The organism is Burkholderia sp. Bp9099, from assembly GCF_003857805.1.
GTDB lineage: Bacteria > Pseudomonadota > Gammaproteobacteria > Burkholderiales > Burkholderiaceae > Burkholderia.
Map to the genome: position 1 here is coordinate 314269 of NZ_QTPU01000002.1, position 16769 is coordinate 331037.

General features: G+C 67.8%; 13 protein-coding genes. 8 read left to right on the top strand and 5 right to left on the bottom strand.

The window, feature by feature from the left end:
* The first annotated feature begins 41 nt into the window (after nucleotides 1-41).
* The 5 genes from DIE17_RS03270 to DIE17_RS03290 all read left to right on the top strand — a co-directional run bounded on the left by DIE17_RS03270 (nucleotide 42) and on the right by DIE17_RS03290 (nucleotide 8566).
* On the top strand, nucleotides 42-1901 hold the full coding sequence (locus DIE17_RS03270; protein WP_124920653.1) for an FHA domain-containing protein: 1860 nt from the start codon (nucleotides 42-44) through the stop codon (nucleotides 1899-1901).
* The gene (locus DIE17_RS03275) at nucleotides 1888-3297 is read left to right on the top strand and encodes an HlyD family secretion protein (RefSeq protein WP_082088613.1); all 1410 of its coding nucleotides are present in this window, start codon (nucleotides 1888-1890) and stop codon (nucleotides 3295-3297) included. The genes DIE17_RS03270 and DIE17_RS03275 overlap by 14 nt, the downstream gene beginning before the upstream one ends.
* 101 nt (nucleotides 3298-3398) lie before the next feature.
* Nucleotides 3399-4151, top strand: coding sequence for a peptidylprolyl isomerase (locus tag DIE17_RS03280; protein ID WP_044846561.1), 753 nt, complete (start codon nucleotides 3399-3401; stop codon nucleotides 4149-4151).
* An 18-nt stretch (nucleotides 4152-4169) separates the two neighbouring features.
* Nucleotides 4170-7241 (top strand): peptidase domain-containing ABC transporter, encoded by a 3072-nt coding sequence (locus DIE17_RS03285; RefSeq protein ID WP_124920654.1) that lies wholly within the window; start codon nucleotides 4170-4172, stop codon nucleotides 7239-7241.
* On the top strand, nucleotides 7238-8566 hold the full coding sequence (locus tag DIE17_RS03290) for a sigma-54-dependent Fis family transcriptional regulator (RefSeq protein WP_124920655.1): 1329 nt from the start codon (nucleotides 7238-7240) through the stop codon (nucleotides 8564-8566). Before DIE17_RS03285 ends, DIE17_RS03290 begins: the two co-directional genes overlap by 4 nt.
* Before the next feature lie 15 nt (nucleotides 8567-8581).
* On the opposite strand, the gene DIE17_RS03295 is transcribed toward DIE17_RS03290, so the two are convergent.
* Nucleotides 8582-9352 carry a PP2C family serine/threonine-protein phosphatase gene (locus DIE17_RS03295; RefSeq protein WP_124920656.1) on the bottom strand — a complete coding sequence of 257 codons (771 nt, stop codon included), beginning with the start codon at nucleotides 9350-9352 and terminating at the stop codon, nucleotides 8582-8584.
* Between the two features lie 84 nt (nucleotides 9353-9436).
* On the bottom strand, nucleotides 9437-9721 hold the full coding sequence (locus DIE17_RS03300; RefSeq protein WP_044846565.1) for a hypothetical protein: 285 nt from the start codon (nucleotides 9719-9721) through the stop codon (nucleotides 9437-9439).
* Between the two features lie 482 nt (nucleotides 9722-10203).
* On the opposite strand from DIE17_RS03300, the gene DIE17_RS03305 reads away from it, so the two are divergent.
* Together DIE17_RS03305 and DIE17_RS03310 are read left to right on the top strand one after the other, a co-directional pair.
* Entirely contained in the window at nucleotides 10204-10725 is a 522-nt protein-coding gene (locus tag DIE17_RS03305; RefSeq protein WP_124920657.1) for a lecithin retinol acyltransferase family protein, read from the top strand.
* 42 nt (nucleotides 10726-10767) lie between these two features.
* Entirely contained in the window at nucleotides 10768-11010 is a 243-nt protein-coding gene (locus tag DIE17_RS03310; RefSeq protein ID WP_044846567.1) for a hypothetical protein, read from the top strand.
* A gap of 29 nt (nucleotides 11011-11039) precedes the next feature.
* On the opposite strand, the gene DIE17_RS03315 is transcribed toward DIE17_RS03310, so the two are convergent.
* Nucleotides 11040-11258, bottom strand: a complete 219-nt coding sequence (locus DIE17_RS03315; protein ID WP_124485927.1) for a hypothetical protein — start codon at nucleotides 11256-11258, stop codon at nucleotides 11040-11042.
* Nucleotides 11259-11705: 447 nt separating this feature from the next.
* Between DIE17_RS03315 and DIE17_RS03320 the strand changes: the two genes are divergently transcribed.
* Nucleotides 11706-13811: a serine/threonine protein kinase gene (locus DIE17_RS03320; protein ID WP_124920658.1), complete on the top strand. Its 2106-nt coding sequence runs from the start codon at nucleotides 11706-11708 to the stop codon at nucleotides 13809-13811.
* 17 nt (nucleotides 13812-13828) lie between these two features.
* On the opposite strand, the gene DIE17_RS03325 is transcribed toward DIE17_RS03320, so the two are convergent.
* Nucleotides 13829-14287 (bottom strand): (2Fe-2S)-binding protein, encoded by a 459-nt coding sequence (locus DIE17_RS03325; RefSeq protein WP_044848690.1) that lies wholly within the window; start codon nucleotides 14285-14287, stop codon nucleotides 13829-13831.
* Nucleotides 14215-16599 carry a molybdopterin cofactor-binding domain-containing protein gene (locus DIE17_RS03330; RefSeq protein ID WP_124920659.1) on the bottom strand — a complete coding sequence of 795 codons (2385 nt, stop codon included), beginning with the start codon at nucleotides 16597-16599 and terminating at the stop codon, nucleotides 14215-14217. Before DIE17_RS03330 ends, DIE17_RS03325 begins: the two co-directional genes overlap by 73 nt.
* Nucleotides 16600-16769: the final 170 nt, after the last annotated feature.

Sequence of the window (16769 nt, forward strand, 5' to 3'; positions counted from 1 at the left end):
GCGTCTCCATTGGCGGGCGCATGTCGATCGTTGGCCGAATCATGGTTCCAGACGCCGCTTCGATTGCCGAGCAACGCGCCGCGCTCGACCGGCAGTTCGACATCGTGCTCAAGCCGGTTTCGCATCCGGAGCTGAGCGAGATCCGGATCGACCACGCGCTGTTCGCCGTCGGGCGCACCAACACGCCGTTCGCGTCCGCCAGGCCCGAACTGGTGGCCGACCTGTCGCGCCGCCATGCGCGCATTTTCTTCGAAGGCAGCGCGGCCTACGTCGCCGATCTCGGCAGCAAGAACGGTACGGCCGTCAACGGTGTCGAGGTCGGCGACAAGCCGCACCTGCTGCACGACGGCGACGAACTGCGCTTCGCCGGCGCGCTCGCGTACCGCGCCGCGTTCGTGCCGCGCGCGACGCATCGGCCGGCGCGGCCGGCCGTCGTCACGCTGGCGCCGGAGCGCGGCGATCTCGGCCTGCAACCGGTCATCATTACCGCGTTCCCGTTCCTCGTGAGCAAGACCGACGACACGTTCGCCTGCTACCGGAACGCGTATCCGCATCAGGTCAACTACCTGTCGCGGCGTCATGCGCACATCTACGTGCAGGACGGCGAGGTCTTCGTGGAAGACCTCGGCAGCACGAACGGCACGTTCGTCGACGGCCGGCGCCTTGACGAGCATGCGGTGCCGCTCGGCGACGGCGCGCTGCTCGCGTTCGGCGGCGATCATTTCGTCTATCGCGTCGGGGTGCAGCGCGAGCCGGGGCCGGACTCCACCGTGACGGCCGCATCGTCGCCCGGCGCCGCCGCGCATGCGGCCGTCGCGGACCCCGACCGGACCACCTTCGTCGATACCGCGCATTCGTTCCTCGACATCTTCTGCACGGTGCCGGCCGTTCAGTCGGACGACGAGGTCAACCCGCACGCCGCGCATGGCGCCGCCGAAACCGCGCATGACGCGCGCCGCCGGCGCGGCAGGATCGAAGTCTTCCTGTCGGAGCTGAGCGAGGCGTTCGGCGGCAGCGGGCACGTCAACCTGCGCCGGCTCGGCGGGTGGAGCGGCGCACTGCTCGCGGCGCTCGGCCTGCTGGTCGCGACGCTGTATTTCCAGGACGCGCCGCTGCGCGAGATGCGCGCGCTGCTGGCGCGCGGCGACGCCACGCAGGCGGCGCAACTCGCCGACCGCCATCTGGCGAGCCATCCGGACGACCCGGCGTTCGTCGCGCTGGGCACCGAGGCGCTCGTCCGGTCCAAAGTGCCGGACTGGATCGCCGCGATGAACGCGCGCGCCTTCGACCGCGCCCGTGCCGTCGTGCAGGACATGCGCACGCTGGCGCGCCACAACGCCGACGCGCGCCCGCTCGTCGACGAAGTCGCGTGGATCGGCGAGTTGCAGGCGTTCGTCGCCGGGCGCGGCGGGGCGGAAGCGCCGATCCGCATCTATCGCGACGAAGCGCCGATCAAGGCCCTGACCGGCCGCTGGAACGACGACCCAGGTACGCATCAGCGGCTGCTCGACCGGATTTCGTCATACGTTCCCGCGTTCGGCGTGCTGTATGCCGACGCGCTCAGTCAGCTGCGCCGGCTGCAAAGCGACAACTCCGTCTACGTGGCCGCGCTCGAGCGGCTGCAGCGCGCGATCGCGTCGGCGCTCGACGACGACCGGCTCGACGGTCTCCCGGCGCTGCTCGCCGACGACGAACAGCGCTATCCGCGCCTCGGCGGCCTCGACGCCGTGCGGGCGGACCTGCAGCAGTACCTGCAGTTCGAGAGCGACGCGCGGGCCGGCCACGGGCCGGCCGTACTGGATCGCCTCAGGCAGTTCCGCTTCGCGACGCCGCAATTCGCCGCCCATGTCGCGACGCTGGAGCGGCTCGCTTCGTCGGGAGGGCGCAGTGAAGCTCGATAGTCTGCTCAAGCGCGCGCGCCAGGCGCCGCCGCCGGAGCCGCCACGCTCGCTGGGCGAGGCGCTGGAGGATCACAGCGTCGAAGGGATCGCGATCCTGACGGCGCGGCCGTGGCGGCTCACGCAGGCGACCATCATCGCGATGGTCGGGCTCGTCGTGTGCGCGCTGCTGTGGTCGTTCGTCGGCCGCGCCGACGTCATCGTGACGGCGCCGGGCGCGCTCGCGCCGGAGTCCGAGGTGCGCCGCATCTACGCGCCCGTCGACGGCGAGCTGGTGGACATCTACATCGCCGAAGGCCAGCCGGTCGAAAAGAACGACGTGATCGGCCGGATCAACGCGCGCGGCGCGATCGAGGCGGCGACCAACGCGCTCGATGCGCGCCTCAAGCTCGACGACGCGGAGCGCGAATGGAAGCAGTTTCCGGACAAGAAGCAGCTGATGGAGCGCAAGGCCGACGCATTGAAGCAACAGATCGAGGTCGAGGAGCACCTGCACCAGAACCGCATTGCCGAAGGCACCAGCAAGCTCGCGCAATCGCAGCACGCGCAGATCGACGAAGCGCGCAGCAATATCGACAACGCCCGCCACGCACTCGATCTCGCGAAGGACGAACAGGACAAGTACGCGCGCCTGTTCGCGCTGCCGGGCGGCGGCGGCGTGTCGCAGAGCCAGGTGGAACAGAAGCGCAGCGCCTACCTGCAGGCCCAGGACAGCTACCGCGTCGCGCAGGCGCGGCTCACGCAGCTCGAGGCGCAGCAGAGCCACGAGTTCGCGCAGGCGAAGGCGCAACTCGAAGGCAGCGGCGAGACGCTCGCCGGGCTGCGCATCCAGTACGACGCGACCGTGCGCGACATCGCGAACACCGAAGAGAAGCTGCGTCTGCAGGTGCAGACGGCGCGCCTCGCCGCGGATGCCGCCGCGCGGATCCGCTTCGAGAACATCGACAAGGACAATTTCCTGCTCGTGCTGGCGCCCGTCTCCGGCGTGATCACCGATGTGACCACGACGCAGCCCGGCGACAAGATCCTCGCCAACACGCCGCTCGGCAGCATCGCGCCGTCGGATGCGCGGCCGGTGGTGAAGGTCGCGATCGCGGAGCAGGACCGCGCGTTCCTTCACGAGGGCCTGCCCGTGAAGCTCAAGTTCAATGCGTTTCCGTATCAACGCTATGGCGTGATCGACGGCACGCTCGAATACATTTCGCCGGCGACGAAGCCGCAGGCGCAGACGAAGGAACCCGTCTACGAGGGCCGGGTGGCGCTCGTGCGCAACGCGTACACGATTGCCGGCACGACCTACCCGCTGCGCTACGGCATGACGGCCACGGCGGAAATCGTGGTGCGCGAGCGCCGCCTGATCGGGTTCGCGCTGGACCCGTTCAGGCAGATCGCGGGCTGACGGGCGCCCCCACGGCGTAGTGGAACGCAGGCAAGCGGTGAGGCGAGGCACCGGCGGCGCATCAGGGCGAACCGCCGCTGACAGGGATCAAGGGGAACGAGATGACGGCAATAGTGCGTATCGACGACGAGGTGATCGGCACCGACGACTTCATCCGCGTGCTGAAGCTCAGCGGGCAGTTCGAGGGCCTCGTCGAACAGCAGGTTCGCGACCGGCTGACGGTGATCGCGGCAAGGAAGATGGGCATGCAGGTCACGCCGGAAGAAATCCAGGAGCGTGCCGACCAGTTTCGCCGCGTGCGCGGGCTGCACCGCGCCGCGGACATGAACCGCTACCTGGACGTGTTCGGCGTCAGTCTCGACGAGTTCGAGCGCTTCATCACCGATACGCTGTACCAGGAAAAGACGCTCGACACGGTGTGCAGCGATGCGGCCGTCGACGCGTACTTCAAGCTCAATTCGCCGAAGTTCGACAGCATCGAGGTCAGCCACATCGTGCTCGATTCGGAAGGCAAGGCGCGCGAGATGATGGCGATCCTCGAGGACGACCCGAGCTGCTTCGGCGACATGGCGCGCGAGCATTCGATCGCCGACACGAGCGAGCGCGGCGGCGTGATCGGCAAGGTGCTGCGCGGCTCGCTGAAGACGGATATCGAGGCCAAGGTGTTCAACGCGCACGTGGGCGATCTGCTCGGGCCGTTCGCGGCGCCCGACGGCGCGTTCTTCGAAATCTTCTCGGTGACCGCGAAACACCCGGCCGCGCTCGATGCCGACGTCGCGTCGGAGGTGCGCCGCCTGCTGCGCGAGGAGTGGCTCGCCGAGCGCGCGCAGGAACACATCATCGAGGCACGCTGATCACGGAGAACCGCATCGATGGACGCACAAGCCCCCGCCCCGGCCAGCACCCCGTCGCTCGCGGCGTTTCTCGCGTCGGTGGAGCCGCTGTCGCTCTTCTCGCACGACGAACTCGATCGCATGGCCGCCCATGCGCAGGTGCGCACCTATGGGTTCGGCGACACCGTCTGCAATCGCGGCGACCTCGCCGAGGGCCTGTATGTGCTGCGCAGCGGGTCCGTGCGCCTGATCGCCGACGAGCGCGGCAAGGAAACCAGCGTCGGCGTGCGCAAGGAACGCGAGGTGTTCGGTGAAATGGCGATGCTGCGCGAGTACTGGCACGAGGTGTCGGTGCGCGCGTCGACGAAGACCGAGGTGCTGTGCATCCCGCGCAGCGCGATCGAGCCGATCGTGCGCGACAATCCCGCCGCGCAGGCGTTCGTGACGAGCTATGTCGCGATCAGCTCGGCCGGCGGTTTCGTGACGCGGCTGTTCGACCTGCGCGGCAAGCTGACGCGCGCCGAGCTCGAGGAATACGTGTCGAGCGTCGGCGTGAAGCGCGTGCCGGCCGGCAAGGAGATCGTCCGGCAGGGCCCGGGCGGCGACCTGCGGCTGTACGTCGTGCGCCAGGGCGAGGTCAGCGTCTCGTGCCGCGAGGACGGCAACGACTATCCGCTCGCGACGCTCGGCGCAGGCGAGATCTTCGGCGAGCGCGCGTGCCTGCTGCGGCAGGAGCAGGCGGCGACCGTCACCGCCGTCACCGATACGCGCCTGCTCGTCATTCCGGAAAAGACCGTGCACTTCATGCTCGAGCGCAACCCGAAATTGCGCGAGGTGCTTGAGGAGCGCATCCGCTTCGTCGACCAGGAGCTGCAGCGGCAGAAGAAGCTCGCCGAACGGCGCCGCCATCCGCTGCAGATCGACATCGGCGCCGACGCCGCGTTCGGCGAGCGCATGATCAAGCGTTTCGTGCTGGTCGAGCAGGCGGAGGAAATGGATTGCGGGGCCGCGTGTCTCGCGATGATCTGCCGTCACTACGGCGTCGCGATGACGCTCGGCAAGCTGCGCGATCTGGCGAACGTGACGACCCAGGGCGCGACGCTCGACAGCCTCGCGCGCACCGGCGAGGCGGTCGGCTTCGCGACGCGCGGCGTGCAGTGCACGTACGAGGCGCTGCTGGGGTTCGACCTGCCGTTCATCGTGCACTGGGAGGGCTACCACTACGTCGTCGTGTACGGCGTGTCGAAGTCGTGGGTGCGGATCGCCGATCCGGCGCTCGGCTTCAGGAAGCTGAGCGTCGAGGCGTTCGAGCGCGGCTGGAGCGGCACCTGCCTGCTGTTTACCGCGAGCGGGCCGGCCGCGGCGCCGGTCGAGTCACGCTCGCCCTGGGTGCGCTTCATCGGCTATCTGCGCCCTTACCGGAAGATCCTCGCGCACCTGTTCCTCGCGACGTTCGTGATCCAGATGCTGGGCGTCATACCGCCGCTCATCATCCAGAACATCCTCGACGGGGTCGTCGTGCACCAGAACGTGAGCCTGCTGCACCTGCTGATCGCCGGGCTCGTCGTTTCGCACGTGTTCACGCAATTGATGACCACGATCCGCGCGCATCTCTCCAACTTCATGGTGCGCAGTCTCGACTTCGCGATGATGTCGCAGTTCTACAAACACACGATGTCGCTGCCGTATTCGTTCTTCGCGCGCCGCAAGAGCGGGGACGTGTTCGCGCGCTTCCAGGAGAACCAGACGATCCGGGCGTTCCTGACGGAGTCCACCGTGACCACCGCGCTCAATCTGCTGATGATCTTCATCTACTTCACGATCATGTTCCTCTACAACGTGAAGATGACGCTGGTGCTGATCGCGTTCGTGATCCCGATCATGGCGCTCACGGCGCTCGCGACGCCGAAGCTGAAAGGCTATGCGCGCGAGGTGTTCGCCGCGTCCACCGATGCGAAGTCGCTGCTGATGGAGACGCTCGGCGGCGTCGAGACCGTGAAGGGCATGGGCATCGAGCGGTCGGTGCGGCTGAAGTGGGAGCGCAAGTATGCGAAGGCGCTCGACGTCCAGTACCGCGCGCAGGCATTCAACATCCTGGTCGCGCTGGGCAGCCAGTTGCTGAATGCGGCGACCACCATCGTGATCCTGTGGGTCGGTGCGAACCTCGTGCTCGCCCATGAACTCAGCATCGGGCAACTGATCGCCTTCAATGCGTTCATGGGCAGCGTGCTGGCGCCGCTGATGGGGCTCGTCGGCATGTGGAGCCTGATGAACGACGCGGCGGTGGCGATGGAACGGCTCGGCGACGTCCTCGACCTCGAGCCCGAGCAGCAGCCGTCCGGACTGGCCTCGCGCGTGCTGCTGCCCGACCTGCAGGGCGACATCGGCTTCGAGGGCGTGTATTTCCGCTACGGCGGCAACGAAACGCCTTACGTGCTCGAGAACATCAACTGCACGATCAAGCGCGGCGAGATGGTGGCCATCGTCGGGCGCAGCGGTTCGGGGAAGACCACGCTGGCGAAGCTGCTGGTGGGATTCTATGCGCCCACGGACGGCAAGATCGTGGTCGACGGATACGACATGAGCGCGATCGACAAGGCGTACTACCGCCAGCAGATCGGCTATGTGATGCAGTCCAACCTGGTGTTTTCCGGCTCGATTGCCGAGAACATCGCCTGCGGCGACACGAGCCCCGACTGGCGCCGCATGGAGGAGGTCGCCCGGATGGCCGACGCGCACGCCTTCATCAGCAAATTGCCGCTCGGCTACGAGCAGGTGGTGGGCGAGCGCGGCGTGGGCCTGTCGGGCGGCCAGATCCAGCGGCTCTGCATCGCGCGCGCGCTGTATCACGACCCGCGCCTGCTCGTGTTCGACGAGGCGACGTCGTCGCTCGACACGCAGTCGGAGAGCAACATCCTCGCGAACATGCACGAGATCCTGCAAGGGCGCACGGCAGTGATCATCGCGCACCGGCTCAGCACCATCATGCGGGCCGACAAGATCCTCGTGCTGTACGAAGGCGCGATCGTCGAACAGGGCTCGCACGACGAGCTGGTCGCCCTTCAGGGCATGTATTACCAGCTCGTGCAGAAACAGCTGGGCGCATCATGAAACTCTTCGACCCGCACGGATTCGGCAACTCCGCGGTCTCGTATGCCGGCCTGCTCGAGAAGATCGAGATCCTGCGCTCGATGCTGCGCTGGGCGCCCAGGCTCGAGCGTGTCGACATCGAGAAACTGCTCAATCAGGCGAACGTGCTGCGCGACGAAGTCATGCAGATGTCGCGCAAGGAGCGCTTCGTCGAGGCCGCCGTGGCCGCGCCGCAGGCGCCCGACGCAGCCGATTCGGCCGACGCGCCGGAGGCGCCCGCGCCCGCGGTGCAACGACGGCGGCAGGCGCTGATCGAGCGCAGCTTCATCTTCGAGGGCATTTTCGGCGACAACCCGAAGCTGCTCGCCGCGCTCGAAATTGCCGAGAAGGCCGCGCCGACCGATCTGCCGGTGCTGATCGACGGCGAGAGCGGGACCGGCAAGGAGCTGATGGCGAAAGTCATCCACGCGAACGGGGCGCGCGCCGACCGGCCCTACATCTCGGTGAACTGCGGCGCGATTCCCGACAACCTGCTCGAATCCGAGCTGTTCGGCCACCGGCGCGGCGCGTTCACCGGCGCGTCGAACGATCGCAAGGGCAAGTTCGAGAGCGCGCACACCGGCACGATCTTCCTCGACGAAATCGGCGAATTGCCGCTGTCGGGCCAGGTCAAGCTGCTGCGCGTGCTGGAATCGCACGAGATCCAGCGGGTCGGCTCGGACGAGCCGATCAGCGTCGACACGCGCATCGTCGCGGCCACCAACAAGAATCTGCGGCAATTGAGCGAGCAGGGGCTCTTTCGCGAGGACCTGTTCTATCGCCTGAGCGTCATTCATCTGACGTTGCCCGCGCTGCGCGAGCGTCGCGACGAAATCCCGCTCTTGCTCGCCTACTTCGGCGACGAGGCGGCTGGGGCACTGAAGCGCAGGCCACTCAAGACGACGCCGAAGCTGCGCGACTTCCTGCTGACGTACGCGTATCCGGGCAACATCCGCGAACTGCGCAACCTCGTCTACCGTCTGTCGTGTCTCGCCGGCGAGGTCGCGGATATCGAGCACCTGCCCGAGGACATCCGGCCGAAAACCGGGTCGGCCGCCGTTCGCGCGACCGACGACGGCGCGTCAGGCAGGCCGATGTCGCTCAGCGACGCGAAGCGTGCGGCAAGCGACGAGGCGGAGCGTGCGTTTCTCGAACGCGGGTTGCAGGAGACCGGCGGCACCGTGGCCGAACTGGCGCGCCGTTGCGAGATGAACCGGTCGCACCTGCAGATGCTGCTCAAGAAGCACGGCATCCGTTCGAAAGCGTTCCGTCATCAGGACCCCGTGACGCCCGACAAGGACGCGTAGGCGTCGCGCGATCGTTCAGCGTTGCACGGAAGGATTGGCGAGCGTCCGGTCCGACGCATCGGGATCGGACGCCCGGATCACGACCGCGGTGACGTTGTCCCGGCCGCCCGCGCGCAACGCGAGGGCGACGAGCTCGTCCGTTGCGCGCGCGCAATCGCCGCAGGCGAGGGCGGCCGAGATGTCGGCTTCGTCGAGCTCGTTGCTCAGGCCGTCGCTGCACAGCAGAAACATGTCGCCGTCGCATACGTCGATGCGTCGTTCGTCGAGATGCAGCTGCTCGGCGGCGCCGACCGCGCGCGTGATCACGTGCTGCGACGGGTGATGGCGCGCCTGCTGTGCGCTCAGGTGGCCCTGCGCCTGCAGTTCCGCGACGTGGCTGTGATCGAGCGTGAGCTGCGTCAGGCGCGCGTCGCGGTACAGGTAGATCCGGCTGTCGCCGGCCCACAGCCAGGCGCATTGGCGGCCGCTCGCGAGCAGCACCGCCACCGTGCTGCCGATCATGCGCACGCCGCGCCGGGCGGCCGATTCGCGCAATTGCGCGTTGACGGCATCGAGCGCGGTACGCGCCGCCGCGATGAAGTCCGCCAGCGTGGCCGGGGCGGCCAGCCGATCCAGCGCCTGCACGATCATCCGGCTCGCGAGGTCGCCGGCCGAATGTCCGCCCATGCCGTCCGCAACGGCCCACAGGCCACGGTGCGGCAACGCGAGGCAATCGTCTTCGTTGATCTCGCGAACCCGGCCCACGTCGGTGCGTGACGCCGAAGTCCATTGCAGTTCTGCGCTCACGGCGCGCCATTCCTTTTCGTTCAGGGCGGGTTCATGCCGATCAGGGCTTGTGAACGCGCGTTGCCGGCCGGCTTGAAACCGGCGCTAGACGAGCCGGTTCCTGCCGTCCGCGCCGACCCCGACCACGATATTCGCGCCAGGCGCCGAGTTCGCGACGTCGATGTTCTGGATCTGGTTGAGAACCTGGTTCGCGTAGAACGTGTTGTACGTCTGATAGAGGTTGACGACCGGCCCGAACGCAGGCGCCGGCGGCGTGTACGGCTGGATCCAGCCGAATACCCACGGCGCGCCTGCGCCGCGGATGAACGACATCGTCTTGCGGTCGATGTCGCGCTGCATGTGAAGGTCGGTAATTGCGAGCGTGGTCATGATGCGTCTCCGAATGGGGCTTGCCGACGAACCGGGTACCCGATACGTGCAAACCTCGTGCCATGCGTGACACGACCCGCGTGCGTGGCCCGGGCGCGGACGTCGATCGGCCCGGGCGCCACACGCGGCAAGGCAGGGCGCGATCGACACGCGTTGCTTGCATCCTAGTGCGTCGCGGCCTCGTCCCGCAATGGTTGTACGCGAACCAACAGTCGGGGCCACGAACGTGGCCGCGAAACCGACAAGTGCTCCGGCACATGCAGACGGCGGTCGGGCGCGCCGACTGGTGCTGCCGCACCAACAAAATCCCCGGCAAACGGTTGGCCGCGCGGCGACAGCGCGGTGCGCGGTTCGCCGGGCGCTTCCCGCCAGGCCTTGCACGGCGGGCGCCGCGAAGAGTGGCACGCTTGATGCAGGTTAGTTGGCAACCGGCTGACCCATGAGCAACACGGGCGGCCGCCAACCTGCAGACGGAGCCCGTCATGGAACGCGACCTTCAACCAGTGAACAGCATTGCGGACGCAAGCGCGCAGGCGGCTTCGCTGTCCGGCGGCGTCGATGCACTGCCGCTCGGCGCGCACCTGGTTTCCGATCGCGGCGCCTACAGCCATCACGGCATCTACGTCGGCGACGGGCGCGTCGTCCACTACGCGGGGCTGTGCACGTCGCTGCATCGCGGCCCGATCGAGGAAGTCACGCTCGAACGCTTCGCCGCCGGTCACGCGGTGCGCGTCGCGCCGCATCCGTACGCCGCCTATGCGGGACGCACCGCAGTGCTGCGCGCGCGTTCGCGTCTGGGCGAAAACCGCTATCGCCTGCTCACGAACAACTGCGAGCACTTCTGCACGTGGTGCGTGGAAGGGACGGGCCACAGCGAGCAGGTTCGCACCTGCGTCATGCATCCGCGGACGGCCGTCCGGTTCGCGCTGTCCGTCTGCCGCGCGCTGCTCGCGGCGCGGCGCGCGAGCGGACGAGCTGCCGCGGCCGCCATCGCCGCCGCATGAGCGACGTCCCGGCGCGTTCGACATCGTCATCAGGGGGCTCAAATGAACGGAACCGAATCCTCGCTGCGCATGCAGGTCGACAAGTGGCTCGCGCCAAGCGCGCGCGTGCCGGCGCGCATCGTGCGCTTCAGCCGCCTGCCGGCGCAACGGCGGCGCTTCGTCTGCGTCGAGGCCGTGCATCCGGCCGGCACGATCGCGATCTTCTTCTTTCGTCACGACGACGGCTCGTGGTGCGTGTTCCCGCCGGCCGATCGGCGGCCCGCGATGATGTCGCAGGCGGCCTGAGCGTGCGTGCGCGGCCGGGTGGTGTGCCGTCAGCGCAACAGGGTCGGGCGCGCCGGGGACGCCACCGTTTCGGCCGCCGGTGCATGTTTCAGTGCAGCCCCGCGGGCGTCGGTGTGCAGATAGGGGAAAGGCTGCGGCGCGAGCATCGTCTGATGCGCGCGGACCCGCGCGCCACCGCTGATGGCGGCCATCGCCTGGCGGTCGAGGTCGACGCTTTCGGGAAGATCGTTGATGACGAGCACGCCCATGGTTGACTCCGCGAAATCGGATGGAAGAGGGGCAGCCATGCAGCATCGTGCGATGTGCCGACGTACCGGGAATCTGTCCAGTATAGGTTCGCCACACGACCGCGCGCGCTGGAAAATCGACCGGGCAGCGCGGGCGCGCGTGGACGGCGAAAACCTGCAGCCGGTTCGCGATCGATCGACGTGAATTCTAGTTCCGGCACCGATTGCACAGGGCGTGACCGCAGACTAGTATGATTTGTTAGACGTCCTGTCAGAAGGCCCGCGGCCGGTGCGGCGCGCAGCCGGATTCGTCTGACGATGACGTGGCAGCATGCGCAGGTTCGATGGTGTCCGGTGCATCAACGACATGTCGCGCTGCACGGGTACGTCGTGGACGGTCCTTGCCCTGGCGGCGCCGCGGAACGCCGAAGCGGGTCGGCAAGCTGAAGCTGAGTAGACGGCATACGAATGATGAGCTTTGCGCAGCTGATTCAGACATTCCAGAGCGGGACGCTGTCGCAGGAAGCGTTCTTCTCAGAGATCGACCGTGTGCTGGCGACCGATCAGGTCGATTGCGCGCGGTTGCGCGAAGTGCTCGACCAGACGCAAACCACGCAGCCGTTGTCGGACGATATCTATGCGGAAGTGCTGAAACGACTCGAGCGGTGTCGCGACAGAACGGCATCCGCGGGCGACGCGACCCGGATCCAGGAGAGCCCGCTTCGGCCGGACGCGCGTCCGGGCATCGCGCCCGGGCCGTCGGGCGACGCACTGTCCGTCGACGGCGAGCGCGTGAAAGGCATCGGCGATACGCTGAACGGGCGCTTCGTGCTGGAGGAGTGCCTGGGCGTCGGCGGCATGGGTACCGTGTACAAGGCGCTCGACCTGCGCAAGCTGGAGGCGTCGGATCGCAAGCCCCATATCGCGATCAAGGTGCTCAATGTGCAGTTTCGCGGCCAGCCGACCTCGCTGATCGCGCTTCAGCGTGAGGCCCGCAAGGCGCAGACGCTCGCCCATCGCAACATCGTCACCGTCTACGACTTCGATCGCGACGGTCCGCTCGTCTACCTCACGATGGAGTATCTGTCGGGCCGGCCGCTCAGCAAGGTGCTGCGCGCGCCGGACTTCAAGGGCATGCCGCTCGATGCCGCGTTGCCGATCATCGCCGGCATGGGCCAGGCGCTCGCCTACGCGCACGAGCGCGGCTTCGTTCACTGCGATTTCAAGCCCGCCAACGTGTTCCTGACCGACCGCGGTGAGGTGAAGGTGATCGACTTCGGGATTGCGCGCGCATTCCAGCGCCGCGACGAGGATCCCGACGTGACCGTGTTCGACCCGGCGAGCCTCGGCGGCATCACGCCGGCCTATGCGAGCCCGGAGATGTTCGAGCATCTCGAGCCGGATCCGCGCGACGACGTTTACGCGCTCGCCTGCGTCACCTACGAATTGCTGAGCGGGCACCATCCGTTCAATCGGCTGTCGGCCACCCAGGCGCGTCACGACCACTTGCGGCCCGAGCGTCATCCCGGTCTCGATCGCACGCAATGGCGAACCTTGAGCGCCGCGTTGTCGTTCGACCGCGCGGCGCGCACGCCCAGCGTCAACCAGTTCCTGGAACGCATGGGCGTGCTCAAGCCACCCGCCCGGGCATCGGGCGTACGCGTGGGGGTGGCCGTGGGCGCTTGCACGGCGGCGGCGGTCGCCGTGCTCTGGTACGGCTACCAGGCGCTTTCGCGCAGCGGTGACGGGCGCTCCGCAACGGATACGGTTGCGCACGCGACCGCCGGCGGCGGGAATGGCGCGACGGCGAGCGCCGGTGCCGGCAGCGCGCCCGCGGCCGCGGCGAACGCCGTGCCCGCTGCTGCCAGCGTGCCGCCGCCGGCAGCACCGGCACCGGCGATCTCGCTGGCGGCCGTGACGGCTGCGCTGGCGCGCGTCCCGTGTTCGGCGCTGGTTGCGTCGGTGCAGGATCGCGTGCTGCAGGTGCGCGGTTATACGGAAGCCGGTGTCGGCATCGGCCGCGTGCGCAGCGCACTCGGCGGTCTGGCGGGCGGGCAGGCGGCCAGGCTCGACGTGCGTCCCGTCGACGCCCGCGATTGCGAGGTCGTGAGCGCGCTGGCGCCGTACTGGCGGTCGAATCAGGCATCGTCACACGCCGCGTCGCTCCGTACGCGAGCGCCCGACGCGCATCTCGCGGAAGGCAGCCCGCTGGTCATCGACATCACGACACCCGCTTACGAGTCGTATGTGAACGTCGATTACTACGTGCTGAACGGGAGCGTCGTGCATCTCGTGCCGAGCAGCCGCGAACGCGACAACCAGGCGCCGCCGAATTACGCCGCGACGATCGGCAGCATGGGCGAGTGGGTGATCGGGCCGCCGTTCGGCACCGAGATGATCGTGCTCCTCGTCACGCCCGCGCCGCTGTTCGACGGGTTACGGCCTTCATCCGAGCCGCGCGCCGCCTATCTCGCGGCAATCGAGCGGCAATTGAAGCTGTTCGAGGCCAAATACGGCGAGGGGCGCATTGCCGCCGATTTCATCCAGATCACGACGCATGCCAACGGCCACTGAGCGGGCCGATGCGCCGGTCAGCGGCCCAGCGCTTGCGCCGCCTGGTGAATGGCGCGGCGGATGCGGGGAAACGTGCCGCACCGGCATGCGATGTTCTTCATGGCTTCGTCGATCTGGTGGTCGTCGGGACGAGGGCAGCGCATCAGCAGCGCGGTGGCGGCAATCAGCTGGGCGCTCTGGCAATAGCCGCATTGCACGACGTCGACGGCAATCCACGCGTTCTTCAGCGCCCGCGCTTCGACGCCGTCCAGCCCTTCGATGGTGGTGATGCGCGCGCCGTTCAGCGTACCGACCGGCAGCTGGCAGGCGGGCACGGCCTGATCGTTCAGGAGCACCGTGCAGGCACCGCAGACGCCGACACCGCAGCCGAACTTCGTGCCGGTCAGCTTCCGTTCGCACCGAATCACCCAGAGCAGCGGCGTGTCGGGCTCGGTATCGAGGTCAGCGGTTTCCCCGTTGATACGGACTGACACCATCGGTCGTCTCCTTGCCCGGGCGGGCTCGGCTTGATGAGCGGCAGGGTGCGATGACGCACACCCGTGAGCGCATACAGCGCATTCGCCACGGCCGCCGCGATCGGCGGCGTGCCCGCTTCGCCGACGCCGTGCGGCTCGGTCCCGCCGGCCAGGACTTGCGTGACGATCTCGGGGCAAGTCTCCATGTTGACCAGCGGATAGCTGTCGAAATACTGCTGCGCGACTTGCCCGTTCTCGATCGTGATCGCCTGCTCCAGCGCGGCCGACAATCCGAAGATGATCCCGCTCTCCATCTGCTGCTCGACCAGGTTCGGATTCACGGCCAGCCCGCAGTCGATCACGCAGAACACGCGCGTCACGCGAAAGCCGTCACCGTCTTGCCGGACTTCGGCGACTTGCGCGACCACGCTGCCGAACGATTCGTGCATCGCGACGCCGCGTGCGCGCCGCGCGCCGGTCTCGTCGCGCCACGCCAGCGGCGAACGCCAGCCGGATAGCGCGACGAGCGCCCGCAACACGGCCACGTGGCGCTGGTGCGCCGGCTGCTTCAGCATGTCGAGCCGAAACTGGATCGGGTCCTTGCGAGCCAGCGCCGCCATCTCGTCGATGAAGCTCTCGACGAAGAATGCCTGATGCGAGTGTCCGACGGAGCGCCAATAGCCAACCGGAACCGGGAGCGTCACCGTATTGTGCTGGACGAGAATGTTCGCGCATTCATAGGGCAGGTCGAATGCGCCTTCCGCCGTGGTGGCGTCGGGCAGCCATTTCGCGGCGAGGCCCGGCATGCCGAAGGTGCGCGGCATCGCCTGCGCGCTGATCGACTGGCTCGCCGACACGCCTTTCCAGGCAACCAGCCTGCCGCTCGCATCGACGGCGCCGCTGTATCTCGCCACGCAGGCCGGGCGGTAGAAGTCGTGCGTCATGTCCTGCGGGCGCGACCAGATCGTCTGGACGGGCCGCCCCTTCGCATGAAGCGCGATGGCGGCCGCCTGCGTGATGAAGTCGACTTCGAGCCGCCTGCCGAAGGCCCCGCCGATCAATTGCTGGTTCACGACCACCTTGTCTTCGTCCAGGCCCAGCAGCGCCGCGACTGCCCGGCGTGCCACCATCGGAACCTGCGTGCCGCACCAGATCGTTGCCGCGTCGTCGTCGACCCGCACCGTGCAATTCATCGGTTCCAGCGGCCCGTGAGCCAGGTACGGCACTTCGTACTGCGCGACGAACGGCTTCGCGTGGCCCAGCGCCGCATCGGCGTCGCCGGCGGCGTAGAACACGTGGCGCCCGTCGTCGCCGTCGAGGGCGCGCGTCAATGCCGCGCGGACGTCCGCGGTATTCACGCCCGCAGCCGGCCCGTGATCCCATGTGACCAGCAACCCGCACAACGTCCGCATGGCGATGAAGGGATTGTCGGCAATGACGGCAACGCCTCCCGTTCCGCCGTGGTATGGCGCGATCGTGAAGACACCGGTCACGCCCTTCAGGCCGCCGACCCTGGACCGGTCGACGGCCAGCACCGTTCCGCCGAGCGTCGGGCACATCGTGACGCTCGCATACAGGAGCTTGTCCGGAAGCACGTCGATGCCATAGCGCGCGCTGCCGTCGAGCTTCGCGTGCGCCTCGATGCGGCCCAGCCGTTTCCCGACCAGCATGAAAGTCTTCGGGTTCTTCAGAGCGACATGTGCCGGGCGCGGCACGTCCCGCGCGCGCTCGACAAGTTCGCCGTACGTCGCCGAGCGCCCCGACCGATGCAGCACCGCGCCGGCTTTCGTCTCGCATTCGGCGACGGGCACCTGCCAAAGCTGCGCCGCGGCGCTGCGCAACATGATGCGGGCCGTGGCGCCCGCTTCGCGCATGGGCCCCCACAGATCGATCATGCTCGTCGATCCGCCCGTCACCATCGAACCCAGATAGCGTGCGCCGTGGCGCACCACGGCCGCCGCGCCGCGCGCGAGCAGGCTGTCGTCATCGGGACGAAACGGCAGGCCGTCGGCCAGTGATTCGCGGTCCTTGTAGATCGTGTCGAGCGGGGACATGACGATGCGCACCCGCGACCAGTCCGCATCCAGCTCTTCGGCCAGCAACATGGCCGCGCCGGTATGTATCCCCTGGCCCATTTCGGATTTGCTCATGACGATCGTCACGTCGTTAGCGGAACTGATCATCACCCAGCCGTTCAGCGGCACATCGACGCGCGACATCGCCAGCTGCGCGGGTATGGCCAGCCGGTCGTCGCGGCGCCACCACGCCCAGCCGATCACCAGCGTGCCCGCCACGCCCGCACTGCCCAGCACGAAGGTTCTGCGCGTCAACATGAGGTGGCCGCCGACATGTGTTGATCGAGTCACGGCGCCGCCGGCGAATCACGCCACGCGCCTCCGGCATTCAATGTTTCGAACACAATCCGACATTTCATTACAGCTGCAATCACCTATATTAGTCACTGATCTCGGCAACCGAGAACCTGAATGTGAGGTTCGTTTGA